The following is a 23,787-nucleotide window of genomic DNA, read 5'->3' on the forward strand; positions in this document are numbered from 1 at the left end:
GGTGACTCTCTTGGAGGGTCCCGAAATCCAGTTCTCAGAAGCAATCATCGACAACGGCCGCTTCGGCAAGCGCGTGGTCCGGTTCGAAACCGGCCGCCTCGCCAAGCAGGCAGCCGGCGCAGCCATGGTGTACATCGACGAGGACACCGCGCTGCTGTCCGCCACCACCGCCGGCAAGCACCCGCGCGAAGGCTTTGACTTCTTCCCGCTGACGGTTGACGTCGAAGAGCGCATGTACGCCGCCGGACGCATCCCGGGCTCGTTCTTCCGCCGTGAAGGCCGCCCGTCCACCGAGGCCATCCTGGCCTGCCGCCTGATGGACCGCCCGCTGCGCCCCGCCTTCATCAAGGGCCTGCGCAACGAGGTCCAGATCGTTGTCACCGTCCTGGCAATCAACCCCGACGAGCTGTACGACGTGGTGGCCATCAACGCCTCCTCGATGTCCACCCAGCTGTCCGGCCTGCCCTTCTCCGGCCCCATCGGCGGCGTCCGCGTTGCCCTGGTCGCCGACGAAAACGGCTCCCAGTGGGTTGCCTTCCCGAAGCACTCACAGCTGGAAAACTCCGTGTTCAACATGGTGGTTGCCGGCCGCGTTGCCGGTGACGACGTCGCCATCATGATGGTCGAAGCCGAAGCCACGGACAACTCCTGGACCCTCATCAAGGAACAGGGCGCCACCGCCCCCACCGAAGAGGTTGTTTCCGAGGGCCTCGAGGCTGCCAAGCCGTTCATCAAGGCTCTCTGCGACGCCCAGGCCGACCTCGCCGCCCGTGCTGCCAAGCCGACGGTCGAATTCCCTGTCTTCCTTGACTATGAGGACGACGCCTACGCCGCCGTGGAGTCCGCAGCCAGCGAGAAGCTGACCGCTGTCTTCCAGATCGCTGACAAGCAGGAGCGCGAGAACGCTGCCGACGCCCTCAAGGACGAAGTGCTGGCCAACCTTGCCGGCCAGTTCGAGGGCCGCGAGAAGGAACTGTCCGCAGCATTCCGCTCGGTCACCAAGCACGTGGTGCGCCAGCGCATCCTCAAGGACCAGATCCGCATCGACGGCCGCGGCCTGACCGACATCCGCCAGCTCACCGCTGAGGTTGAGGTCCTGCCCCGCGTCCACGGTTCGGCGATCTTCGAGCGCGGCGAAACCCAGATCATGGGTGTCACCACGCTGAACATGCTCAAGATGGAGCAGCAGATCGACTCGCTGTCGCCGGTGAAGACCAAGCGCTACATGCACAACTACAACTTCCCGCCGTACTCCACCGGTGAAACCGGCCGCGTGGGCTCGCCCAAGCGCCGTGAAATCGGCCACGGCGCCCTGGCGGAACGCGCCCTGGTGCCGGTCCTGCCGTCGCGCGAGGAGTTCCCGTACGCCATCCGCCAGGTATCCGAGGCCCTCGGTTCCAACGGTTCGACGTCGATGGGTTCCGTCTGCGCCTCCACCCTGTCCATGCTGAACGCCGGTGTGCCCCTGAAGGCCGCCGTCGCAGGTATCGCCATGGGCCTGGTTTCCGACCAGGTGGACGGCCAGACCCGCTACGCAGCCCTGACAGACATCCTCGGCGCCGAAGATGCCTTCGGTGACATGGACTTCAAGGTCGCCGGTACCGCAGAGTTCGTCACGGCCATCCAGCTGGACACCAAGCTCGACGGCATCCCCGCTTCGGTGCTGGCAGCAGCCCTGAAGCAGGCCCGCGAAGCACGCCTGCACATCCTCGAGGTCATCAACTCGGCGATCGACACCCCGGACGAGCTCTCCGAGTTCGCACCGCGCGTCATCGCCGTGAAGATCCCCGTGGACAAGATCGGTGAGGTCATTGGCCCCAAGGGCAAGATGATCAACCAGATCCAGGAAGACACCGGCGCCGACATCTCCATCGAGGACGACGGCACGGTCTACATCGGCGCCACCGACGGCCCGTCTGCCGAGGCAGCACGTTCCGCCATCAACGCCATCGCCAACCCGCAGGTCCCCGAGATCGGTGAGCGCTACCTGGGTACGGTCGTCAAGACCACCACCTTCGGCGCGTTCGTTTCGCTGACCCCGGGCAAGGACGGCCTCCTGCACATCTCCGAACTCCGCAAGCTGGCCAACGGCAAGCGCGTGGACAACGTGGATGACGTCGTGTCCGTCGGCCAGAAGGTCCAGGTGGAAATCACGAAGATCGACGACCGCGGAAAGCTGTCGCTCGCCCCCGTGGTGGCCGAGGAAGAAGGTGCGGCTGAGACCGAGCGCGCCCACACCACCGAACCTGCTGAAGGCGCTGACGTCTAACAGCTCCGGTTTCCGGCAGAAGCAATGAATCGGCGGGGCCGGTGGATGATCCACCGGCCCCGCCGCTGTTACGATGGCAGCCAGATCCGGCTGCCCGTCTTGAAAGGCCTCAATGACTGTTGTACCCCTGCCTCTTGAGCAGAACCACCCCGGCAATACCCTGGTCCACGGTTCCGACGGCGGCTCCGAAGTCCGGCGTTCCGTGCTGCCCGGTGGAGTGCGGGTGCTGACGGAGGCCATGCCGGGGCAGCGGTCAGCCACGATCGGTTTCTGGGTGGGCGTCGGTTCCCGGGACGAGGCCCCGGGCCAGCACGGGTCCACCCACTTCCTTGAGCACCTGCTGTTCAAGGGAACCAAACGCCGCACTGCCCTGGAGATCGCGTCAGCATTTGACGAGGTGGGCGGGGAATCAAACGCCGCCACCGCCAAGGAAAGCACCTGCTACTTTGCCCGGGTGCTCGATACGGACCTGCCTATGGCCATCGACGTGATCGCGGACATGATCACCGGTGCGGTCATCGATCCCACCGAGATGGAGCAGGAACGGGACGTCATCCTCGAAGAGATCGCGATGGACAGCGACGATCCCACGGACGTGGCCCACGAGCACTTTGTGGCCGCCGTTCTCGGCAGCCACCCCCTGGGCCGTCCCATCGGCGGAACGCCTGCCGCGATCAAGGCTGTGGCCCGTGACTCTGTGTGGGAGCACTACCGACGCTACTACCGGCCGGACGAACTGGTGATCACGGCTGCGGGTGGCCTGGAGCATGACGTGGTGTGCGACCTCGTCATCAGCGCACTGGAATCGGCCGGGTGGTCCCTGGAGTCCAACGCTTCACCGGTCAAGCGGCGCTCCACGGAGCCCTCGCTCATCACAGGCACCGCGGGGCTGCATGTGGTCAAGCGCGCCGTAGAGCAGGCCAACATCATCATGGGCTGCCCCACCATTGTTGCCACGGACGAGCGCCGCTACGTCATGAGCGTCCTCAACGCTGTGCTGGGCGGGGGCATGTCCTCCCGGCTCTTCCAGGAGATCCGGGAGAAGAGGGGACTGGTGTACTCCACGTACTCCTTCGCTTCCTCCTACGCCGATGCCGGCTATTTCGGCATGTACGCCGGGTGCACCCCGTCGAAGGTCCGGCAGGTGCTGGACCTGCTGGGTGTCGAGCTGGACAAGCTCGCCGAACACGGCATCTCCGACGAGGAGCTCCGCAAGGCGGTAGGACAGCTGGGCGGCGGCATTGTCCTGGCCCTGGAGGACACCGGTTCACGGATGTCCCGGCTGGGCCGCGCCGAACTGGTTTCCGGGGAATACCAGGACATTGACGAAACCCTTCGCCTCATCAAGGCCGTCACCGCCGAGCAGGTCCAGGACCTTGCAGCCGAACTTGCCGCCGCACCGCGGACCGTGACAGTTGTCGGCCCCTTCGAGGAGACGGAAACCTTCGGGCTCTGACCCCTGCCGCCACATTCGGGCCCGGGCATAGGATGGGCGCATTCGACGTCGGCAGAGGGCTGACGCCTTGCGGTGAGGGGTGAGGGGCGTGGACGGACCCCTGCCGGGTACGGACAACATCGGCCGTGACGATTCCGGCGGCTTCAACCCTGCCGGCATCAACCCTGCCGAGATCAATCCTGCCGAGATCAACGCTGCTGGCATCAACCCTGCTGACATCAGTGCCGCCGGCAGCTATGCCGATGCCCGGGAGGCCGTCGGGGTCCCTCCTTCTGGTGTCCATCCCGCTGACCACCCTGCCCTGCGCGGTCTCCTCGGCCACTGGCGGGGGAGCACGCGCCTGGCTGCCGGCCCCTGGGGGCCGGAGCGTACCGTGGAGGCTGAAGTCACCTACCGGCGGGTGGCCAGTGGCTTCGGCGTTGTGCAAACCTACAGCCACCGTGAGCCGGACGGGACGCACTTCGAAGGCCACGGAATGTTCACGGTTGATCCCGACCACCCCGATGTTCTCTGGTACCACGCCGACACCACGGACCCGGTGCCGGGGGTTCCAGACCGCTGCACCTGGCGAGGTGGCGTCCTTCGGGTCGAGCGCCATGGCAGTGCCGGCTGGACCCGCCACTCCGTGCGCCTCGACGGCGATGTGCTGATCCATGTGACGGAGCTTCGGTCGCGTGCGCCTTCCAGGACGCAGTCCGGCGGGAGCGCCGAAAATGCCGGCGCTGATGGCACAGGATCGGCTTACACCCCGTTCATGACCTCAGCGTTCATGCGGGCCTGACGGCCGCAAGTCGCCAGGACGCTCGTGATTAGCGAGGGGCCCTGGTTCACGCCCGTACGGGATCACATCACGACCGGAACACGGGTTTTCAAGTCCCAGTTTTCCAGGGCCATGTCCTTTTCTGGGTCCGGTGGGAGGACGATGGGCATGGCGTAGAAGTCGTCCCATGCGGGGTCGTAGGGTGCGATGTCGTCGGCGTCGATGAGGTTGTCGTCCCCCGGTTCTTCACAGGGCGGTTCTTCCCATGGTGGTTTGGCACAGGGTGGTGCTGATTCCAGCCATTCCGGAGGGCACCATGCCTCGGCGGGGGAGTCATCTGCTCCAGTTTGTCCCTTTAGGTGCGGCACGGTGTTCAGTTCCTGGACCAGGACGTTGCCTGGCCAGATGGTTGGTCCCCGGTCGGGTTGTTCGGCGGGGTAAGTGCGGCCGGTGGGTGAGGTCCAGCCGGGTGGTGCCGTTTTCGTTGCTGGGGTGGGTTTCCAGCCGCTGTTGTGCTTCAGACGGTGGTGCTTTGGGCAGAGTTGTGCCAGGTTGCTGATGCCGGTGGTGCCGCCGTGTTGCCAGGCTGTGAGGTGGTCGGCTTCGTTGTCGAGTGCGTTGTTGTTGCAGCTGGGGAAGGTGCATTTGCCGTCCCGAAGGGTGAGTGCTTGTCGCATGGCTTTGGTGAGCCGGTAGCTGGTGCGGCCGATTTCGAGTGGGGTGCCGTCGCGGGGGTCGATGAGGACTCGGGTGAAGGACTCTGCTCCGTCGGTGAGGAGTTTGCGGGCCATGGACGCGGGGATGGGGCCGTAGCCGTCGAGGGTGGCCGGTTCGTCGGTCAGGCCGAGCAGGGCGAACACGGGGACAGTGACCAGCACGTCGGTGCGGGGTGTGGGGACTTTCCCGGCTTCGGGGCTGGTTGCGCCAGAGAACGCGGTGGTGGTGCTGGTTCCCGCTTCGCGTGTGCTGGTGTCTTTGGTTCCTGGGCTGTTGGTTGCGCCGATGTGATCGTTGGTTCCGAAGGGAGTGTTGTGGGGGATGCCGAGGTCCGCTGCTGGTTCGTCGGATCCGACGAGGGTGGCAAGCCCGAGGAATTCAGCAGGGAACTGGTGCTCCGCAACACCTTGAACCTCATCGCCTTCCGTGTCCCCGCTGCGTGCGGGGGTGCTGCTGTTGGGCCTGCTGCCGGTGACGGCGTCTGTGGTGGTAGTTGTGGCTTGGGCGGGGGCGAGGAGGCGTCGGGCGACTTCGTCGGCCCTGATTTGGGAAAGAGTGCGGGTTTCGTTGGGGCCCTGGAGGCCGCGGGCGATGGCTGTAGTTTTGTTCCAGGCCGCCAACGCGCAGTCTGCCCGCATATAGATCGCGAACCAGGCCATGCCGTCGCGGTCGGGGGTGAATTCGACCCGCCGGTCGGCTGCGGATTTGGTGTGGCGTTTTTCGATGGATTCGGGGTGGTGGCGTTCGCGCCAGGCGCGGACCTTGGCCCGCAGCCGGGACGGTACAAGGTTTGTGGCGGGGCAGCCGCGGGCAGGGTTCGGCGCGTCCGGGTCCAGGAAGTGGTCCGCGAGGGCCACGGCGGCGGGATGGTCCAGGGCCTCGGTTTCGTCGGCGATGATCCTGGCGCCCTGCCAGGACAACGACCCGGTGGACAGGGCCTCGTACACGGATGGGAGGGAACAGACTTGCCGGGCCTGGGTGATGAACGCCCCTGCTGCTCCGGAGCTGATGGTGAGGACCCCGGCGATTTCTTCCACTGTTGATATTTCCGCATACGTGCGGTCCTGGGTGGAGGCGTCGGGTGGGGTCATGGCCTGCTGCAGGTCAAGGCACTGGGTAGCGTCCCTGGCCTTGAGCGCGGTGGTCTGTGCCTCAAGCTTGGATTCCAAGCCCAGCCGCTCCAACCGGACCCGGTAGAGCCGGTCCAGAAGATCAACGCCGGCGCCGCCATCGGCTCCCGCCGAAGCAGCCGCGAGTGCTTCCTCTTCAAGGAACAGCGCATTCAGGGCAGCCATGGTGGCAAAAACACCCTCCATCGGTGCTGCTATGACCGTGCTGTTTCCCATGCCTAAATCATCGTGGGAGGGTCTGACATTTCCTGCTGTAGAAGAAGTTCCGGAAGCCTCTGCCTGCCCAGTGCCGGCAGCCGCGACGGCAGGAAACAGCGCTGTCCCGTCAACTCCGGTGCCTCCGCCGTTTCCCATACAGGAATCACCGCCGGAGGCACTGACATTCTGGCCGCCGGCACTCCATGGGGCTTATGCCTCGAGTCGCCAGGAGAATCGCGCCGCCACAGAAAATCGTGCCGTTGCGCAAACCGGCAGCTACGGTAATACGGCGCGGTGAGGGCTTTACCCGCCAGCGAACGGAGGGAGCACGTCAACCACATCATCGGGTCCCACAATGGTTGACTGGTCGCGCACCGCCACCTCATTGAGCAGGAAGCTGCTCCGCGAGAGGACGCGGGGGAGGGGAGGAGTGCCGGCAGGAGGCTCGGGTCGTTCCACGCCCAGCACGGCGTCCAGGAGCCCGGCCACCGTGGTGCCCTCTGGAAGGTCGAACTTCTCTTCCTCGAGGCCTGCGGCTGCACGTGCGGCAGCGAAGTAGCGTACTTTCATGAAAGTGTCAGCCCCCGATGGCGCTCATGCTGCGGTCCGGCTGGACGAAGTCCGGAGCGTCCAGTCCCACGTGGTCCATGCCGTGGGCCTTTGGCTTGAGCCACATGGCGTCCTGCCAGCGGCGTGCGAGGTCGTCGTCGCTGGCGCCGGACCGCAGGAGGCCCAGGAGGTCGAATTCCTCGCGTGAGAACAGGCAGCTCATGATCTTGCCTTCGGCCGTGATGCGGGTCCTGCGGCAGTCCGAGCAGAAGGGCTCCGTCACCGAAGCGATGATGCCGACTGTCCCCAGCACGGGCCCGTCCGCAGGAGCGGCATCAGACCCGGCCACCCGGCGTCGTACTTCAAAGCGTTCGGCGGGGGCACCGTCACGGGCCCGCGGATCGGGGGTGAGGACGAAATCGGTGGACAGCAGCTCCCGGATCTCGGCCGCGGTGATCATGTTGCGGCGGGTCCAGCCGTGGTCGGCGTCCAGCGGCATCTGCTCAATGAACCGCAGCTCGTAACCGCGCCCCAGCGCCCACGCGAGCAGCGACGGGGCTTCGGCGTCGTTGATGCCGCGCATGAGGACCGCGTTGAGTTTGACCGGACCAAGTCCGGCCGCCCACGCCGCGTCCACACCGGCCAGGACCTGGTCCAGGAACGGGCGGCGGGTCAGCTTGGTGAATGTTTCCTCGTGCAGCGAGTCCAGGGACACGTTGATCCGGGTCAGTCCGGCGGCCTTGAGGGGCGCTGCCTTCCTGGCGAGCCCCACTCCGTTGGTGGTCATGGAAATCGGCAGGTCGGGATGGTTCCGCCGCAGCTCCGCGATGATGTCCACCAGGTCGTGCCGCACCAGCGGCTCACCGCCGGTCAGCCGGAGTTCGCGGACGCCCAACTGCTCCACGCCAATCCGGACAATCCGGACAATTTCCTCCGCAGACATGACCGCCTGTTTCGCGAGCCATTCGAGGCCCTCTGCAGGCATGCAGTACGTGCAGCGCAGGTTGCACTTGTCTGTCAGGGACAGCCGCATATCTGTGGCACGGCGGCCGTAGCGGTCCACCAGCCCGGCACCCGCGCCGGCAGGACGGGCTGCCGGTACGGACAGCCCGGCATCCTCCCGCGGCTGCGGCATTCCTAGCTGGACACTCATGAAATCAGGCTACGCCACGATGGGCTGTAGATCACATTCGTGTCCACCCCCGGTGCCGAGCCGACCAATCCGGAACGCACCGGCGCTTCCAGCCACGCGCAAACCTATGCTGGACGTGTGGACAGTTCCCGGCAGCAGCAGGCAGCGCACGACGGTGGCACGGGCCGTGGCGGTCCCGCGGCTGCGGACGTGGAGCAGCCGTCCAACGAACGCCAGCGCCGCCGCTTGGCCGCCGCCGCCGGCGTGGTTGCTGTCGGGGCAGCTGTGGTGCTGGGGGAACTCCTGGCGGGACTGCTGAGCCCCTCGCTCTCGCCGATGACTGCTGTTGGCGGCGCCGTCATCGATGCTGTCCCGCCCGGCGTCAAGGACTGGGCGGTCGCCTTGTTCGGCACAGCGGACAAGGCCGCACTCCTTGTTGGCATGGGCCTGGTGATCGCCGTCCTCGCCGGGATGGCAGGGGACCTCGAGGTCCGGCGGCGCTTTGCCGGCGTGGCAATTGTCGCGGTCTTCGGCCTGGTGGGAGTGGCCGCGGTTTTGACGAGGGCGCAGGTGACGCCCGCAGCATTTGCCTTGCCGGTGGTGACCGCTGTCCTCGCAGCCGTACTGCTGCGGTTCCTGATCCGCAGGCTTGAGGCGGCGGCCGAAACTGGAACAACGGATGGCAGCGCGCGCCGCAGGTTCCTGCGGACCCTTGCAGGCGGTGCGCTTGCCACGGCGGCGGGCGGAATCCTTGCCGGGGCCTGGCGCGGCGCTACGGCGGGAGTGAATGACGCCCGGGAGCGGCTGAGGCTGCCGGGAGCGGCATCGCATGCCCCGGCCATACCCGCCGGAGCCGAAGCCGGAGTGGAAGGGATGCAGCCCCTGGTGACTCCCAACCGGGACTTTTACCGCATCGATACGGCGTTGTCCGTGCCGGCGGTTAATCCGGACACATGGGTCCTGAGGGTCACCGGAATGGTCGAGCGCGAGGTGGAGCTGGACTTCGCGTCACTTCTGGCCAAGCCCCTCATCGAGCGGCACGTGACCATCGCCTGCGTCTCCAACCCGGTGGGCGGTGATCTGATCGGCAACGCGCGCTGGTTGGGCTGGCCCGTCCGCGAGCTGCTCGGCCAGGCCGGACCCCGCGCCGAAGCGGATATGGTGCTTTCCCGCAGCGCGGACGGCTGGACCGCCGGCACCCCGCTGGAAGTCCTGACGGACAACCGGGACGCGCTGCTGGCCGTCGGCATGAACGGCGAGCCCCTGCCACTGGAACACGGATTTCCTGTCCGGCTGGTGGTGCCGGGGCTCTACGGATACGTCTCGGCCACCAAATGGGTCACCGAACTCAAAGTCACCAGGTTTGCCGACGACGCCGCCTACTGGACCCCGCGCGGCTGGTCAGAGCGGGGACCCATCAAGACCTCGTCCCGGATCGACGTGCCGCGCGGTGGTCGGTCTGTGCCGGCCGGGACCATCACGTTCGGTGGCGTCGCCTGGGCCCAGCACACCGGCATTGGGAAAGTGGAGCTCCGCGTCAACCGTGGCCCATGGCGGGAAGCCCGGCTCGCACCGGGCATCTCGGTGGACACCTGGTACCAGTGGACGCTGGACGTTGACCTGACTCCAGGGCAGTACGAGGTGCAGGTGCGTGCAACGGATCTGCGCGGCGCAAGCCAGGACGAGGAGCAGCGGCCTGTGGCGCCGGACGGGGCCACCGGTTTCCACACGGTTAGAGTGGACGTGAAATCCTGACGGCCACAACCGAAGGCACCTCCATGACCAGCACGAACCCGCACGGCCACCAGAAGGGCCGGGCCCGGTCCACCGCCAGCCACCTGGCAGCCGTCACGGAACTCCTTCGCCCCTTACGCGGCTCCGCCCGTACTGAACTCCTCCCTCTGTCCAGCGCCCTCGGGCGCGGCCTCGTGGAGGACGTCACGGCACCCGTCAGCCTCCCGCCGTTCGCCAACTCCCAGATGGACGGTTACGCCATCCGCTCCAGCGACGTGCCCGACGGCGGCACGGACCTGCGCGTCGCGGCTCCCGTTCCGGCGGGCGCCGGCGCGGCAACCCTGGAAGCCGGAACCGCGGCGCCCATCATGACAGGGGCGATGATCCCTGAAGGCGCCGACGCCGTCGTACCCATCGAACGGGCCAGCCCGGACCACTTCCTTCCGGCGGGCGATGCGGCGCGGGTGAAGCTGCCTGCCGCCGCCCCCGGCACCTACGTTCGCGTGGCAGGAAGCGATATCGCAGCGGGGGAGCAGGCACTGGCCGCCGGCACCTTCCTCGGCCCTGCCCAGCTGGGACTGCTGGCCGCCCTCGGCCTCCCCGAGGTCACCGTGTACCAGGCGCCCGCCGTCCTGCTGGTCACCACCGGGGACGAGGTTGTGGAGCCGGGCCGCGATCTTCCGGCCGGCAAGATCTACGACTCCAACGGCACCCTCCTGGAAGCCGCCATGACCCAGGCGGGGCTGCGGGTCCTGCGGGCAGGTATCTCAACGGACAACCCCGAAGAACTGCGCACCCTGCTGCGGAGCCAGGGTGCCGGGGCAGACCTGATCGTCACCACCGGCGGGGTGAGCCAGGGCGCTTATGAGGTGGTCCGGCAGGCAATGGCGGACCAGCCGGTGGAATTCCTGCACGTGGCGATGCAGCCCGGCGGCCCGCAGGGGATCGGCACCTTCGAAGGCACCCCGTTCCTCGGCTTTCCCGGCAACCCCGTGAGCTGCCTGGTCTCCTTCGAGATGTTCCTCCGCCCCGCCCTCTCGCAGCTGCTCGGCGCCCCGGCCGCCCGGCTGCCGGTCCGGGCCCGCCTGGGGCACCCGCTCACGTCCCCCGAACACAAACACCAGGTGCGGCGCGGCAGGCTCCGGCCGGATGGAACGGTGCAGCTCGAAGGCGGCGAAAGCTCGCACCTGATGCACGCCCTGGCCGGATCGAATGTGCTGGTGCATGTGCCCGAAGGCGTAGCCGCCCTCGGCACCGGGGATGAGGTGGAAGTATGGATGCTGTGAATGCAGAACAGACCCCCGGCGCCCTGACGCATCTGCGCCAGGACGGCAGCGCCCAGATGGTGGACGTCTCCACCAAAGCAGAGACCACCCGAGAGGCCACGGCCACCGCAACCGTCAACACCACGGCGGAGGTGATGGGCCTCCTCGGCTCCGGCGGACTTCCCAAGGGTGATGCCCTGGCCGTGGCGAGGGTTGCCGGGATCATGGCCGCCAAAAAGACGCCGGAACTGGTTCCGCTGTGCCATCCGCTGCCGTTGTCCAAGGTGACGGTGGACTTTGAACTGGCCGCCGAGTCCGTCATCATCGTGGCCACCGTGAAGACACGCGGGGTCACCGGCGTCGAGATGGAGGCGCTCACGGCAGCTTCCGTGGCCGCCCTGAGCGTGTACGACATGATCAAGGCCGTGGACAAGCACGCCGTCCTCACTGACATCAAGGTGCTCGCCAAGAGCGGCGGCAAGAGCGGAGACTGGGCCCTGTGACCATCCATGCCACGCACAGTGCCCCTGAACCGCACCGGCACGGCGAGGTCCAGGGCCGGAAAGCCGGTGTGGTCATCGCGTCCACGCGGGCTGCCGCCGGGATCTACGACGACGAAACCGGCCCCGTGATCACCGACTGGCTGACCGAACACGGCTTCGAGGTGTTCCCCGCCATGGTGGTCCCGGACGGCGAGCCCGTGGGCGCCGCCATCCGCGCCCTCCTGACCCAGCGCCCCGCCGTCGTCATCACCAGCGGCGGAACGGGCCTGAGCCCGGACGACCGGACCCCCGAAGTCACGCTTCCCCTGCTGGACCGCGAAATCCCCGGAATCATGGAAGCGATCAGGCGCGCCGGCGCCGCGAAGACTCCACTGGCGGCCCTGGGCCGCGGATATGCCGGCGCGGCCAAGAGTACGTTTATTGTTAATCTCCCCGGCTCACCAAAAGGGGTCATGGACGGACTCGCCGTCCTGGACCCGGTGATCGGACACCTCTGCGACCAGCTGGAAGGCGGACATGGGCACTGAAGCATTCGAGGTGGTTTCCGCTGTCCTGAGCGCGGAACCCATCTCCGTAGACCAGGCGATTGCTGCCGTGGAGAGCGATACCGCGGGCGCCGTGGTGAGCTTCAGCGGCGTCGTGCGCAACCACGACGGCGGGAAGCAGGTCAACCGCCTCAGCTACAGTGCGCACCCCACGGCACACCAGGTGATGTCCGACGTCGTTGCGCGCCTGGTTGCCGAGCAGAACGCGGCGTCCGGCACAACCGGGAACGCCGCCACCGGAGACGCGGCGGCTCAGCCCGTCCGCATCTGGGCCGCCCACCGGATCGGCATGCTCGAAATCGGCGACCCCGCCTTGGTCTGTGCAGTCTCCGCCGCCCACCGCGGCCAGGCCTTCGCCGTGTGTTCGGAACTGGTGGACCGCATCAAGGAGCAGGTGCCCATCTGGAAGGAACAGTTCTTCTCCGACGGTACGGTGGAATGGGTCGGCGCCGGCGCCTGACGCCGGGAGGGTCCTGAAAAAAAGCAATCGATTAAGTCACGGACACCGTGACTTGGCGTGACCGTTGGTGCCCGCTTCCTGCGAGGTAACGCACACCCTCCGGTTCCTTGCCCCGGCAGGCCCACCGGTAGGGTTAAGGCATGACCCAACAACACTCCGATCCCAAGCTGGTGGCCGTCCTCGGCGCCAACGGACGCATGGGCGCCGAAGCCGTGAAAGCCGTTGAAGCCGCACCCGACATGAAGCTCGTCGCAGCCTTGGGGCGGGGCGATTCCCTGGACCAGGTCACCGCCGCCGGAGCGCAGTACCTGGTGGACCTGACAGTGCCGGAAAGCACCGAGGCAAACGTCCGGTTCGCCGTCGAACACGGGATCCACGCCGTGGTGGGCACCACGGGCTGGGACGCCGGCCGCCTCTCCGCGCTGGAGGCGCTGCTGGCCGAGCACCCGGACACCGGTGTGCTCATCGCCCCCAACTTTGCCGTGGGCTCGGTACTCGCCTCGGCGTTCGCCGCGAAGGCCTCAAAGTACTTCGAATCCGTGGAGATCATCGAACTGCACCACCCGGACAAGGTGGATGCGCCCTCCGGTACTGCCGTCCGCACTGCGCAACTGATCGCCGCGGAACGCAGCGCCGCCGAGGTTCCGCCCAGCCCGGACGCCACTACCAGCGAATTGGCCGGCGCCAGGGGCTGCGAGGTGGATGGCGTGCGGGTGCACAGCGTGCGGCTGCGCGGGCTGGTGGCGCACCAGGAAGTCCTGCTGGGCGGTCCCGGTGAGCAGCTGACCTTCAGGCACGATTCCTACGACCGCGCCTCCTTCATGCCCGGCGTCCTCCTGGGCGTGCGGAACGTGGCATCCCACCCCGGCCTCACCGTGGGCCTGGACGGCTACCTGGATCTGGGAATCTAGCCATGGGCGGGTTCCTGGCGGCCTTCCGGAAGAACCGCACCAAGATCTGGGTGGGTGCGGTGACCCTGCTGCTGGTCTTTTATCTGGTGGTGTCCTTCCAGCGTTCCATCCTGCTCCTGACGGACAGCAACCTGGCGGCCCAGGCGATCGGCGCCGCGTACCTGGTGCTGCCCGTGATCGGCGCCTGGGCCCTGATCCGGGAACTGCTGTTTGGCGCCCGCACGGAGCAGATGGCAAAGGTGCTGGAGGCTGAGGGGGGCCTCCCCGTGGACGAACTGCCCCGCACGCCCGGCGGCCGGATCGTCCGGGCGGCAGCCGACGCCGAGTTTGAAAAGTACCGGGCCGAGGCTGAAGCCGCACCTGATGACTGGCGCTCCTGGTTCCGGCTGAGCTGCGCCTACGACGCCGCCGGTGACCGCAAGCGAGCCCGGGCATCCATGCGCGACGCCGTCCGGCTGTTCCGCGGCAAGGTCCCGGCTTCCTAGCAGCCTGGGTAGCGGCGGGGGCGGCCGGGGGAAGCCTGGGTCAGCGGAGGGCCTTGAGCTCGCCCCGGCCGGCCTGGCTCGCCGTGTGGCCCAGCCATTCCAGTGGACCGCGCCATTTCAACACCGCAAACACCACGCCGACAATGATGGCCACGGCCGCGTGCGCAAAGTACATGCCGTCCTCCGTCCAGCCGGCCGGCAGCGGCTTGAGGTAGAACCCGGACACCACCCAGACGTGCACCGTGTACAGCGTCAGTGTCATGGCGCCTGGCCCGCGCAGCGGAAGCAGCAGGTCCAGGTCAACCCATTCGGCCAGCCGCCCCAGCAGCAGGCAGGCGCCGATGACGGCCACCGCTACGGCTGACGTGTGCAGCAGGTCCAGCGTGGTTCCCGAGTGCGGCGCAGCGGACGCCAGCCACCACCACGATCCTTCCTGCGGAATGCCGGTCAGGTTCACCTGGAGGACGCTGTCCAGCGGGTAGCCGGGCGAGTTGAGGACCTGCTCAAGTGCGGCACGCCCGCCCCAGCTTTCCATCGCGGTCACGCCCAGGGCCTTGGCTGCCACGGCCACTGCCGACCCCAGCACCAGGAGCACTACCGGAACCAGGGCCTTGTGGAGCATGAGCCGGCCGACCACCAGTCCCACCAGCAGGTAGGAAAGCCACTGGAACACCGGGTAGTAGCCGGTGAAGAACAGGTCCGCCAGCAGCCGGCCTGGCGTGCCGAGGTCTTCCCATTTCGGGTTGTGGCCCAGGCTCAGCGGCGGTTCTGCGGCGAGCAGCCAGGGCCGCAGGAGGTAGGCCAACACGGGGGACGCCAGGATCCAGCCCGCGGCCCAGGCGCAAAGGTGTTTCAGCCGGAGGCCCAGGAACGGCAGGACACAAAGGAACAGCACGGCGTAGTGGACCAGGATGATCGCCAGGTTTACTTCCACTCCGCCGAGCGTGAGTCCGACGGCGGCAATCACCAGGGCGCGCAGGGCAATGCCGCGGCGGGCGGCAGAGAGCCCGCTGCCGTCCAGGGGCTGGTGCTTTCCGGTGGACAGGGCGAGCCCCACCCCGGCCAGCACCGCGAACAACGCGGCGGCCCGGCCCGAAAATGTCAGGCCGATCCACGTGGGCGTGAGGTCAGCGTTCGACTCGAAAGTGGGCAGCAGGTGCGTGGCCATCATTCCCAGCAGTGCCAGCCCGCGGGCCGCGTCAATGCCGTAGAGCCGTGCGGGAACGGAGACGCCCCGGGTCTTCCGGGAGGCTTTGGCCGGGCTGCGGGACGTCATGAGCCGATCGTCTCACACCTGCCTTTGAACGGCCTGTCAAGTGTCAGCGCACATCGGTTGCCGCGGTACGCACTGGTCTGCCGGGGTTTCAAGGACCGGCTGGTACGGATCCTTGTATTCGAATATATGTTCGAATAAGATAGGCGGCATGCAAACCCCAGCACGCGGTATCCCAGGAGACGGGCGGAATGGCGTCGGGCCCGGTTCTGCCGGCGTCCTCAAGGCCATGAGCCCGGGAGTGGTGGATTTCCTCTTCCGGCAACTGGTCGCCGGCCGGCCGGCCGAAGATGTCCAGTGGGAACAGGAAGGCATCAGCCTTTCCAGCCAGCCGGAGGGGGCCGAACTGGCCCGCCGCCTCGCCGAGACTGACATCGACGCACTCACGCCCCTGGAATTGTTCCACTACGTCCGGGCAGCCCAGCGGCTTGCCTCCTGGGCGGAGGGCCTTCGGCAGGCTGCCGTGGGACGCTATTGCGGGTCCCCTGCGGATTAAGCCCGGGCGCAGGTCCCGGCCCGCGCCTAGGATGGAAAAGTGACCGGGCTGCCATCTGTCTCCAGTGAACCTGCCGGGACCCTGACTGTGGCCACCGTCCAGTACGAGGCCGTCGAGGGCGTGGCAGACAATGCGGTCCAGCATGTGCGGCTCATTGAGGATGCCGACGCGCACGGTGCCCGGTTGGTCCTGTTTCCGGAACTGTCGCTGACCGGCTACCGCCTGGACCTGCTCTCCCTGGACGAATCGTGGATTGATCCCGCCGACGCGCGGCTCCGCCCCCTCCGGGAAATCTGCAGGCGGACCGGAATCACGGCCGTGGTCGGTGCCCCGTGCCGGGATGCGGACGGTTCGCCCCGCCTTGCCTCGCTGGTACTGCATCCGGACGGCAGTACGGAGCGTGCCTTCAAGTCCCACCTGCATGGCCACGAAAAGGAGCTGTTCGAGCCCGGGGTCGGGCCGCACGTCATGGTCCTCGACGGCTGGCGGATTGCCCTCGCGCTGTGCTTTGACGCCGCGGTTCCGGAGCATGCAGGTGCTGCCGCCGCCGGGGGAGCGGACGCCTACTGCGTCTCCGGACTGTACACCCGCGGCGAGGAGCGCCGGCTCGACCTCCACCTCGGGGCGCGCGCGATGGATCACCGGATGTTCACGCTGCTGGCCAACCTCGGCGGCAGAACGCCAATCGGTGAGTCGTGCGGGCTGAGCGGAATCTGGAGCCCGGACGGGATGCCGCTGAAGCGTGCTGCAGGAAACCGGACGGAGGTGGTCGCCGGCCTCCTGCAGCGCAGCACCCTCCTGCGCTACCGGCACGGTGGACCGGTATCCGGCGGCGGGCGGCGCGACATTTGACGTGCATCACGCCCGTGGCATTGTCCTAACCAGCGGGGGACAGGGTAACGTTTTTTCCATGGCTGACTCTTCCGCGCACATCCCTGCCCTCGGTACCCTCCTGACCGCGATGGTCACGCCGTTCACCAAGGACGGCGCAGTGGACTACGAGCAGGCGGCTAAGCTGGCCACAAAACTGGTGGACGACGGCTGCGACGGCCTGGTGGTCACCGGAACCACCGGCGAGACGTCCACCCTCACGGACGAAGAGAACCTCGGCATGTTCCGCGCCGTCAAGGAAGCCGTGGGCGGACGTGCGGCCATCATTGCCGGCACCGGAACCAACGACACCGCGCACTCGGTGCACCTTTCCCAGCAGGCCGCAGCCCTCGGCGTCGACGGCCTCCTGCTGGTCACCCCGTACTACAACAAGCCCAGCCAGGCAGGCGTGCGCGCCCACTTCGAAACCATCGCCTCCGCCGTCGACGTGCCCGTGATGCTGTACGACATCCCGGGCCGCTCCTCCATCGCGATCGAGCCGGACACCATGATCCGCCTGGCGCAGCACCCCAACATCGTGGCCGTGAAGGACGCCAAGGCCGACCTCGTCGCCGCCACCCGCGTCATGGCCGAAACGGACCTCCTCTTCTACTCCGGCGACGACGGACTGACCCTGCCCTGGATGGCGCTGGGCGCCGTCGGCCTGGTGGGCGTCACCACGCACGTGGCAACCCGCCGGTTCCGCGAACTCATCGACGCCGTCAACGCCAACGACCTCGGCACCGCCCGGAAGATCAACTTCGAGCTCCAGCCGGTAGTCCGTGCCACCATGACCCGGGTCCAGGGTGCCGTGGCGGCCAAACAGATTCTTAAATGGCAGGGAGTCCTGCCCAACTCGATTGTCCGTTTGCCCCTCGTGGAGCCGGACGAAGCCGAGATCGAAATCATCCGCGGGGATTTGGCGGAAGCCGGGCTGGTCTACTCCTGAAGGTGAAGACCGGCACCCTTCCACCTGGAAAGTAGTGCAATATGACCCAAACCGCCCTAACCGGCCTTGTCACCCCTCCCCGCCTGCCTGCGGGTACGCTGCGGATTGTTCCGCTCGGCGGCCTGGGGGAGATCGGCCGGAACATGGCCGTGTTCGAAATCGACGGCAAGCTGCTGGTCGTGGACTGCGGAGTCCTCTTCCCGGAGGAAACCCAGCCTGGCGTTGACCTCATCCTGCCCGACTTCTCGTATATCGAGGACCGGCTGGACGATATTGTGGCCGTTGTCCTCACCCACGGCCACGAGGACCACATCGGCGCTGTCCCGTACCTGCTGAAGCGGCGGAGCGACATTCCGCTGGTGGGTTCGCAGCTGACCCTCGCCCTGATCGAGGCGAAGCTCCAGGAGCACCGCATCCGGCCTTACACCCTCACGGTGGAGGAAGGCCAGGTGGAGAAATTCGGGCCGTTCGAGTGCGAATTCGTTGCCGTCAACCACTCCATCCCGGATGCCCTGGCCGTGTTCATCCGCACCGCCGGCGGCACCGTCCTGCACACCGGCGACTTCAAGATGGACCAGCTCCCGCTGGACGGCCGCATCACCGACCTCCGCCACTTCGCCAAGCTCGGCGAAGAGGGTGTGGACCTGTTCATGTCCGACTCCACCAATGCGGACATCCCCGGCTTCACCACCGCGGAAAAGGAAATCGGCCCCACGCTGGAACGGCTCTTCGCCCAGGCCAGCAAGCGGATCATCGTGGCATCCTTCTCCTCCCACGTCCACCGGGTCCAGCAGGTCCTGGACGCGGCGGCAAAGCACAACCGCAAGGTCGCCTTCGTGGGCAGGTCCATGGTGCGCAACATGGCCATCGCCGAGAAGCTCGGGTACCTGGATGTGCCGGCCGGCCTGATCGTGGACATCAAGAACATCGACAACCTCCCGGACAACCGCGTGGTGCTCATGTCCACCGGCTCCCAGGGCGAGCCCATGGCTGCCCTGTCCCGGATGGCCAACGGCGACCACCGCGTTGTGGTGGGGGACGGCGACACCGTCATCCTGGCCTCCAGCCTGATCCCGGGCAACGAGAACGCCGTGTTCCGGATCATCAACGGCCTCCTCAAGCTGGGCGCCGACGTGATCCACAAGGGCAATGCCAAAGTCCACGTCTCCGGGCATGCCGCGGCCGGTGAGCTGCTCTACTGCTACAACATCCTTGAGCCGCTCAACGCCATGCCCGTGCACGGCGAGACCCGGCACCTGCTGGCCAACGGCAAGATCGCGATCGAGTCCGGCGTCCCGGAAGCCAGCGTCATCCTCGCGGACAACGGCACCGTGGTGGACCTCAAGGACCACCGGGCGGATGTCGTGGGCCAGGTGGAAGTCGGCTTCGTCTACGTGGACGGTTCCAGCGTTGGCGAAATTACGGACGCCGACCTCAAGGACCGGCGGATTCTGGGCGACGAAGGCTTCATCTCGATCATCACCGTGATCCACCGGGCCACGGGCAAGGTGGTGTCCGGGCCGGAAATCCACGCCCGCGGCGTTGCCGAGGACGACTCCGTGTTCGACGACATCATCCCCAAGATCAACAGTGCCTTGGAGGAAGCGGTCCTCAACCACGCCGACCACACCACTCACCAGCTCCAGCAGGTGGTCCGCCGGGTCGTGGGCACGTGGGTCAACCGCAAGCTCCGCCGCCGTCCCATGATCATCCCGGTGGTGCTCGAGGCCTGATCGGCCCGGGCATGGCGGCAGCCCGCCGCGCCACCGGACATGTCCGTCCACGTCATTGCCCACAGGGCCCGGTTCAACGAACCGGGCCCTGTGGCGTCCCCGGCAGGCATGGCCTGCCGGGCCCTGATATCCCCGGAAAACCGGCCTTGTTCCGGTAGCGTGGCTACTATGGCCACACGTACTACTTCCGCGCGCAGTGGAACAGCCAGGGGCAGCTCCAGCAGTAAATCCGGCAGTTCCACCGGCCGCGGTTCCGGCTCGGCCGCTTCCAAGTCCGGCCGGGGCGGAGGCTCCACCAGCACGGCCCGCACCCGGCAACTCCCCGCCGTCGAACACCACCAGCCATGGCTGCTGCGGGTGGTGGGGGGCGCCTGGCTCGGCCTGGGCCACCTGGTAGGCGGGGGAGTGCGCCGGATCGGCCACGACGTCAGCGACCTCCCCGCCGAGGAGCGGCGTGACGGCGCAGCCCTGTTCAACCTCGCCCTCGGCATCTTCATCGCCACGTTTGCCTGGTGGGGCCTGACCGGCTGGTTCCCGGACGCCGTGTATGCCGTGGTCAACGGCACCTTCGGCTGGATGTCCCTGCTGCTCCCGCTGATGCTGTTCGTGTGTGCGTTCAGGCTCTTCCGCCAGCCCACCGACGGCCGCGGCAACAACAGGGTGGGCATCGGCTTCCTCATCATGACCTTCGCCGGCTGCGGGCTTGCGCACATCCTGGGCGGCCAGCCGACAGTGGCGCAGGGCTTCGACGGCCTGCGCCAGGCAGGCGGCATGCTGGGTTTCCTGGCGGCCACCCCGCTGGCAGCCATCCACCCCGCCGTGCCGCTGGTCCTTTACGGCCTCCTGGCATTCGTCTCTCTGCTGATCATCACCGCCACGCCTTTCACCGCCATCCCGCGGCGGCTGCGCGGTGCCTATGAGCACCTCATGGGCATCGACCTGATGGACCAGGACCAGCAGGACAAGCACGACCGCAGCTACCTGGAGCGCACGGCGCCGGCCGCGCCCAAGAAGAAGAAACGGCGGCTCTTCGGCAAGGACGAGGAGCCCGACGCCGGCCTGGACGGCTATGTGGGCGACGAAGCGTTCGAGCATGCCGTGATCGACGACGACGAGGGCGATTCCCCGGCTCCGCGTCCCGCCCCCGGCGTCCGCCGGCCCACCCAGGCCGAGATGGCCGTCGAGAAGATCAAGGCCGCCCAGGGACTGGGCGCCGCCGGTGCCGCGGCACCGGCAGACGCCACCGAAGCCATCCCGATGATCACCCCCGGCATGGCCGCCGGCGCCGGGCCGGCGCCGGCGAACCCGCCCCAGGTTCCCTCCACCCCGGTGGCACCTGCGCCGCCACCCACCCCGATTCCGCAGCGCACGGAACAGCTGTCCCTGGCCGGCGACGTGACGTACACGCTGCCGGCGTCGGACTTCCTCACGCCCGGCTCCATTCCCAAGGAGCGCACGGAAGCCAATGACGCCGTCGTCGCAGCCCTCACCGACACCCTCCAGCAGTTCAACGTGGACGCCACCGTTACCGGCTTCAGCCGCGGCCCCACCGTCACCCGCTACGAGATCGAGCTGGCGCCCGGCACCAAGGTGGAGCGGGTCACCGCCCTGTCCAAGAACATCTCCTACGCAGTCGCCTCCAGCGACGTGCGGATCCTGAGCCCCATTCCAGGCAAGTCCGCCATCGGCATCGAGATTCCCAACACGGACCGTGAAACCGTGTCCCTCGGCGATGTCCTGCGCAGCCAGAACGCCCGGCGCACCGACCACCCCATGGTGATGGGCGTGGGCAAGGACGTGGAGGGCGGCTACGTGGTGGCCAACCTTGCGAAAATGCCCCACCTGCTGGTGGCAGGCGCCACCGGTGCCGGTAAGTCGTCCTTCGTGAACTCCATGATCACGTCCATCCTCATGCGGGCCACCCCGGACGAGGTCCGCATGGTGATGGTGGACCCCAAGCGCGTGGAACTGACCGCCTACGAAGGCGTACCCCACCTCATCACCCCCATCATCACCAACCCGAAGAAGGCCGCCGAGGCGCTCCAATGGGTGGTACGTGAAATGGACGCCCGCTACGACGACCTCGCCAACTACGGGTTCAAGCACATCGACGACTTCAACAAGGCCGTCCGGGCGGGCAAGGTCCAGCCGCCGCCCGACTCCAAGCGCGTCATCCGGCCCTACCCCTATCTGCTGGTGATCGTCGACGAACTCGCGGACCTCATGATGGTGGCACCGCGGGACGTGGAAGACTCGATCGTCCGCATCACCCAGCTGGCCCGCGCCGCCGGCATCCACCTGGTGCTGGCCACCCAGCGCCCGTCGGTGGACGTGGTGACCGGCCTGATCAAGGCCAACGTGCCCTCCCGCATGGCCTTCGCAACCTCGTCCGTCACGGACTCCCGCGTGGTCCTGGACCAGCCGGGCGCGGAGAAGCTCATCGGCCAGGGCGACGCGCTCTTCCTGCCCATGGGCGCCTCCAAGGCCATGCGCGTCCAGGGCGCCTGGGTCACCGAGTCCGAGATCCACAAGGTGGTGGAGCATGTCAAGACACAGCTCCAGGCCGTGTACCGCGACGACGTTGCCCCCGAAGCGGAAAAGAAGCAGATCGACGACGACATCGGGGACGACCTCGAGGTCCTGCTGCAGGCTACCGAACTCGTGGTCACCACGCAGTTCGGCTCCACGTCCATGCTGCAGCGCAAGCTGCGCGTCGGGTTCGCGAAGGCGGGCCGGCTCATGGACCTGCTGGAATCCAGGGGAGTGGTGGGCCCGTCCGAAGGCTCCAAGGCCCGAGACGTCCTGGTGAAGCCGGACGACCTCGCTGCCGTCCTCGCTGCCCTGAAGGGCCAGGAGACCCCCGCCGCGGCAGACTCCCAGACGGCTGCCCTCAGTGACAACGCCAACGCGAACATCGCGCAGGGCGGCTACGCCGAGGACCTCGTGGCCGCGGACCTGGACCAGCGGAAGCAGAACGTTGAATATTACGACGGCTCAGATACCGCGCCGGGCGGCTACGGCGATGACGAGGACGGGTCCGAAGACGCCTGGTCCCTCACCGGGCGCTAGCCGGGGACTGTAGCCTAGACAAGTGACTAGCACCGATGCAACCGCCGCCGGCCCAGGCCGTGCCGGGGTCTGGAACCTTCCCAACGTCCTGACCATGATCCGCATCGCGCTGGTGCCGTTCTTCGTCTGGTTCCTGGTTGCCGACGCCCCGGGACTTCGCAGCGAGTCCGGGCTCTGGCGATGGGCCGCGGTGCTGGCCTTCGCCGTCGCGATCTACACAGACAAGCTCGACGGCGACATCGCCAGGAGCCGGAACCTCGTCACCGATTTCGGCAAGATTGCCGATCCCATCGCCGACAAACTCCTCACCGGCTCGGCGCTGGTCATGCTGTCCCTCCTCGGCGAGCTGCCCTGGTGGGCAACGATCGTAATCCTGGTCCGGGAGTGGGGAATCACGGGGCTTCGCTTCTTCGTGATCCGCTACGGCGTCATCCCGGCCTCGCGCGGCGGCAAGCTGAAGACCGTGGTGCAGACCGCCGCCATCTTCCTCTACCTCCTTCCGCTGGGAGCCTTCGCGCCCTGGCTGGCCTGGGTGGCGTTCGCCGTGATGATGGCAGCCGTGGCCATCACGGTCTGGACCGGCGTCGAGTATGTCGTTCAAGCCCTCCGCCTCCGGGCCCGGGGCAAGAAGCAGGCCCGCGCCAACCTTGGACAGGAGCAGCCATGACCAACCTCCACCACCTCGCCGCGCAGGCAGTCCGGCAGGCGCTCGAAGCGGGGCGGACGGTAGCCACCGCGGAGTCCCTGACGGCGGGTATGGTGACGGCAGTGCTTGCGGACACCCCGGGCGCCTCCGGGATGCTCCAAGGGGGAGTGGTCGCCTACCAGAACTCGGTCAAGGAGTCCGTCCTCAAGGTCCCGTCCGACCTGCTGGCCCGCGCCGGTTCAGTGGACGGGGACGTGGCCCGCGCCATGGCCGACGGTGCACGGACCGTACTGGACGCCCATGTGGGCCTTGCCACAACCGGGGTTGCCGGGCCGGAAGGACATGACGGCAAGCCGGTGGGCACCGTGTACGTGGGCGTTGCTACTGCCGCCGGAACATCCGCCTTTGAGTATTCGTTCGAGGGGAACCGGGCGGAAATCCGCGGACTGGCGTGCGGGGCGGCCCTCGAACGGCTCCTGGAAGCCCTGTCCGGCTGAGCCGGCAGGCCGACCTCCCGGCTCCTGCCCCTGGCCCCGGAACGGAGCAAGTTACCGGACGTAAAGTTACGGGGAACAAAAGCCGGTACCGATTAGTTATTACATTGTGTCGCTTCCGAAGAGCGGAGGCGCCTAGGATG

At 67.4% G+C, this 23,787-nt stretch carries 21 protein-coding genes; 17 read left to right on the forward strand and 4 right to left on the reverse strand.

The window, feature by feature from the left end; all coding sequences use genetic code 11:
• Positions 1 to 10 precede the first annotated feature (10 nt).
• From ACJJV6_RS15190 to ACJJV6_RS15200, 3 genes are all read left to right on the forward strand, one after another.
• A complete protein-coding gene (locus tag ACJJV6_RS15190; RefSeq protein ID WP_133350171.1) occupies positions 11 to 2,269 on the forward strand; it encodes a polyribonucleotide nucleotidyltransferase in 2,259 nt (752 codons plus the stop codon).
• 112 nt (positions 2,270 to 2,381) lie between these two features.
• Positions 2,382 to 3,725: a M16 family metallopeptidase gene (locus ACJJV6_RS15195; RefSeq protein WP_407709346.1), complete on the forward strand. Its 1,344-nt coding sequence runs from the start codon at positions 2,382 to 2,384 to the stop codon at positions 3,723 to 3,725.
• A gap of 88 nt (positions 3,726 to 3,813) precedes the next feature.
• Complete coding sequence (locus tag ACJJV6_RS15200; protein ID WP_407709347.1) at positions 3,814 to 4,506, forward strand: hypothetical protein; 693 nt, start codon at positions 3,814 to 3,816, stop codon at positions 4,504 to 4,506.
• Positions 4,507 to 4,568: 62 nt separating this feature from the next.
• On the opposite strand, the gene ACJJV6_RS15205 is transcribed toward ACJJV6_RS15200, so the two are convergent.
• The 3 genes from ACJJV6_RS15205 to moaA all read right to left on the reverse strand — a co-directional run bounded on the left by ACJJV6_RS15205 (position 4,569) and on the right by moaA (position 8,232).
• On the reverse strand, positions 4,569 to 6,548 hold the full coding sequence (locus ACJJV6_RS15205) for a DUF222 domain-containing protein (protein WP_407709348.1): 1,980 nt from the start codon (positions 6,546 to 6,548) through the stop codon (positions 4,569 to 4,571).
• A 285-nt stretch (positions 6,549 to 6,833) separates the two neighbouring features.
• The gene (locus ACJJV6_RS15210; RefSeq protein WP_009359691.1) at positions 6,834 to 7,100 is read right to left on the reverse strand and encodes a MoaD/ThiS family protein; all 267 of its coding nucleotides are present in this window, start codon (positions 7,098 to 7,100) and stop codon (positions 6,834 to 6,836) included.
• Positions 7,101 to 7,107: 7 nt separating this feature from the next.
• The gene (moaA, locus tag ACJJV6_RS15215) at positions 7,108 to 8,232 is read right to left on the reverse strand and encodes a GTP 3',8-cyclase MoaA (protein ID WP_354175556.1); all 1,125 of its coding nucleotides are present in this window, start codon (positions 8,230 to 8,232) and stop codon (positions 7,108 to 7,110) included.
• Between the two features lie 315 nt (positions 8,233 to 8,547).
• On the opposite strand from moaA, the gene ACJJV6_RS15220 reads away from it, so the two are divergent.
• The 7 genes from ACJJV6_RS15220 to ACJJV6_RS15250 all read left to right on the forward strand — a co-directional run bounded on the left by ACJJV6_RS15220 (position 8,548) and on the right by ACJJV6_RS15250 (position 14,114).
• Positions 8,548 to 9,966: a molybdopterin-dependent oxidoreductase gene (locus tag ACJJV6_RS15220; protein WP_407710514.1), complete on the forward strand. Its 1,419-nt coding sequence runs from the start codon at positions 8,548 to 8,550 to the stop codon at positions 9,964 to 9,966.
• A 23-nt stretch (positions 9,967 to 9,989) separates the two neighbouring features.
• On the forward strand, positions 9,990 to 11,231 hold the full coding sequence (gene glp, locus ACJJV6_RS15225) for a gephyrin-like molybdotransferase Glp (protein WP_009359498.1): 1,242 nt from the start codon (positions 9,990 to 9,992) through the stop codon (positions 11,229 to 11,231).
• Positions 11,219 to 11,713: a cyclic pyranopterin monophosphate synthase MoaC gene (moaC, locus tag ACJJV6_RS15230; RefSeq protein ID WP_035753881.1), complete on the forward strand. Its 495-nt coding sequence runs from the start codon at positions 11,219 to 11,221 to the stop codon at positions 11,711 to 11,713. Before glp ends, moaC begins: the two co-directional genes overlap by 13 nt.
• A complete protein-coding gene (locus tag ACJJV6_RS15235) occupies positions 11,710 to 12,240 on the forward strand; it encodes a MogA/MoaB family molybdenum cofactor biosynthesis protein (RefSeq protein WP_009359496.1) in 531 nt (176 codons plus the stop codon). Before moaC ends, ACJJV6_RS15235 begins: the two co-directional genes overlap by 4 nt.
• Positions 12,230 to 12,718, forward strand: a complete 489-nt coding sequence (locus tag ACJJV6_RS15240) for a molybdenum cofactor biosynthesis protein MoaE (RefSeq protein WP_009359495.1) — start codon at positions 12,230 to 12,232, stop codon at positions 12,716 to 12,718. The genes ACJJV6_RS15235 and ACJJV6_RS15240 overlap by 11 nt, the downstream gene beginning before the upstream one ends.
• 140 nt (positions 12,719 to 12,858) lie before the next feature.
• Positions 12,859 to 13,629, forward strand: coding sequence for a 4-hydroxy-tetrahydrodipicolinate reductase (gene dapB / locus ACJJV6_RS15245; protein ID WP_354175558.1), 771 nt, complete (start codon positions 12,859 to 12,861; stop codon positions 13,627 to 13,629).
• A 2-nt stretch (positions 13,630 to 13,631) separates the two neighbouring features.
• Positions 13,632 to 14,114 carry a hypothetical protein gene (locus tag ACJJV6_RS15250; RefSeq protein ID WP_009359493.1) on the forward strand — a complete coding sequence of 161 codons (483 nt, stop codon included), beginning with the start codon at positions 13,632 to 13,634 and terminating at the stop codon, positions 14,112 to 14,114.
• Positions 14,115 to 14,154: 40 nt separating this feature from the next.
• On the opposite strand, the gene ACJJV6_RS15255 is transcribed toward ACJJV6_RS15250, so the two are convergent.
• On the reverse strand, positions 14,155 to 15,390 hold the full coding sequence (locus ACJJV6_RS15255) for a heparan-alpha-glucosaminide N-acetyltransferase domain-containing protein (protein ID WP_407709349.1): 1,236 nt from the start codon (positions 15,388 to 15,390) through the stop codon (positions 14,155 to 14,157).
• Positions 15,391 to 15,538: 148 nt separating this feature from the next.
• Between ACJJV6_RS15255 and ACJJV6_RS15260 the strand changes: the two genes are divergently transcribed.
• The 7 genes from ACJJV6_RS15260 (at position 15,539) to ACJJV6_RS15290 (ending at position 23,647) form a co-directional block, all read left to right on the forward strand.
• Positions 15,539 to 15,883 (forward strand): hypothetical protein, encoded by a 345-nt coding sequence (locus ACJJV6_RS15260; protein ID WP_235047095.1) that lies wholly within the window; start codon positions 15,539 to 15,541, stop codon positions 15,881 to 15,883.
• A 39-nt stretch (positions 15,884 to 15,922) separates the two neighbouring features.
• Positions 15,923 to 16,735: a carbon-nitrogen hydrolase family protein gene (locus ACJJV6_RS15265; protein WP_009359490.1), complete on the forward strand. Its 813-nt coding sequence runs from the start codon at positions 15,923 to 15,925 to the stop codon at positions 16,733 to 16,735.
• 58 nt (positions 16,736 to 16,793) lie between these two features.
• Positions 16,794 to 17,702 (forward strand): 4-hydroxy-tetrahydrodipicolinate synthase, encoded by a 909-nt coding sequence (gene dapA, locus ACJJV6_RS15270; protein WP_407709350.1) that lies wholly within the window; start codon positions 16,794 to 16,796, stop codon positions 17,700 to 17,702.
• A 41-nt stretch (positions 17,703 to 17,743) separates the two neighbouring features.
• Complete coding sequence (locus ACJJV6_RS15275) at positions 17,744 to 19,435, forward strand: ribonuclease J (protein WP_354175560.1); 1,692 nt, start codon at positions 17,744 to 17,746, stop codon at positions 19,433 to 19,435.
• A gap of 168 nt (positions 19,436 to 19,603) precedes the next feature.
• A complete protein-coding gene (locus ACJJV6_RS15280; RefSeq protein ID WP_407709351.1) occupies positions 19,604 to 22,504 on the forward strand; it encodes a DNA translocase FtsK in 2,901 nt (966 codons plus the stop codon).
• 22 nt (positions 22,505 to 22,526) lie between these two features.
• The gene (gene pgsA, locus ACJJV6_RS15285) at positions 22,527 to 23,171 is read left to right on the forward strand and encodes a CDP-diacylglycerol--glycerol-3-phosphate 3-phosphatidyltransferase (RefSeq protein ID WP_009358658.1); all 645 of its coding nucleotides are present in this window, start codon (positions 22,527 to 22,529) and stop codon (positions 23,169 to 23,171) included.
• Positions 23,168 to 23,647 (forward strand): CinA family protein, encoded by a 480-nt coding sequence (locus ACJJV6_RS15290; RefSeq protein ID WP_407709352.1) that lies wholly within the window; start codon positions 23,168 to 23,170, stop codon positions 23,645 to 23,647. Before pgsA ends, ACJJV6_RS15290 begins: the two co-directional genes overlap by 4 nt.
• Positions 23,648 to 23,787: the final 140 nt, after the last annotated feature.

It is taken from the genome of Arthrobacter nitrophenolicus (assembly GCF_045833485.1).
In the GTDB taxonomy this organism is placed as follows: Bacteria; Actinomycetota; Actinomycetes; order Actinomycetales; family Micrococcaceae; genus Arthrobacter; species Arthrobacter nitrophenolicus.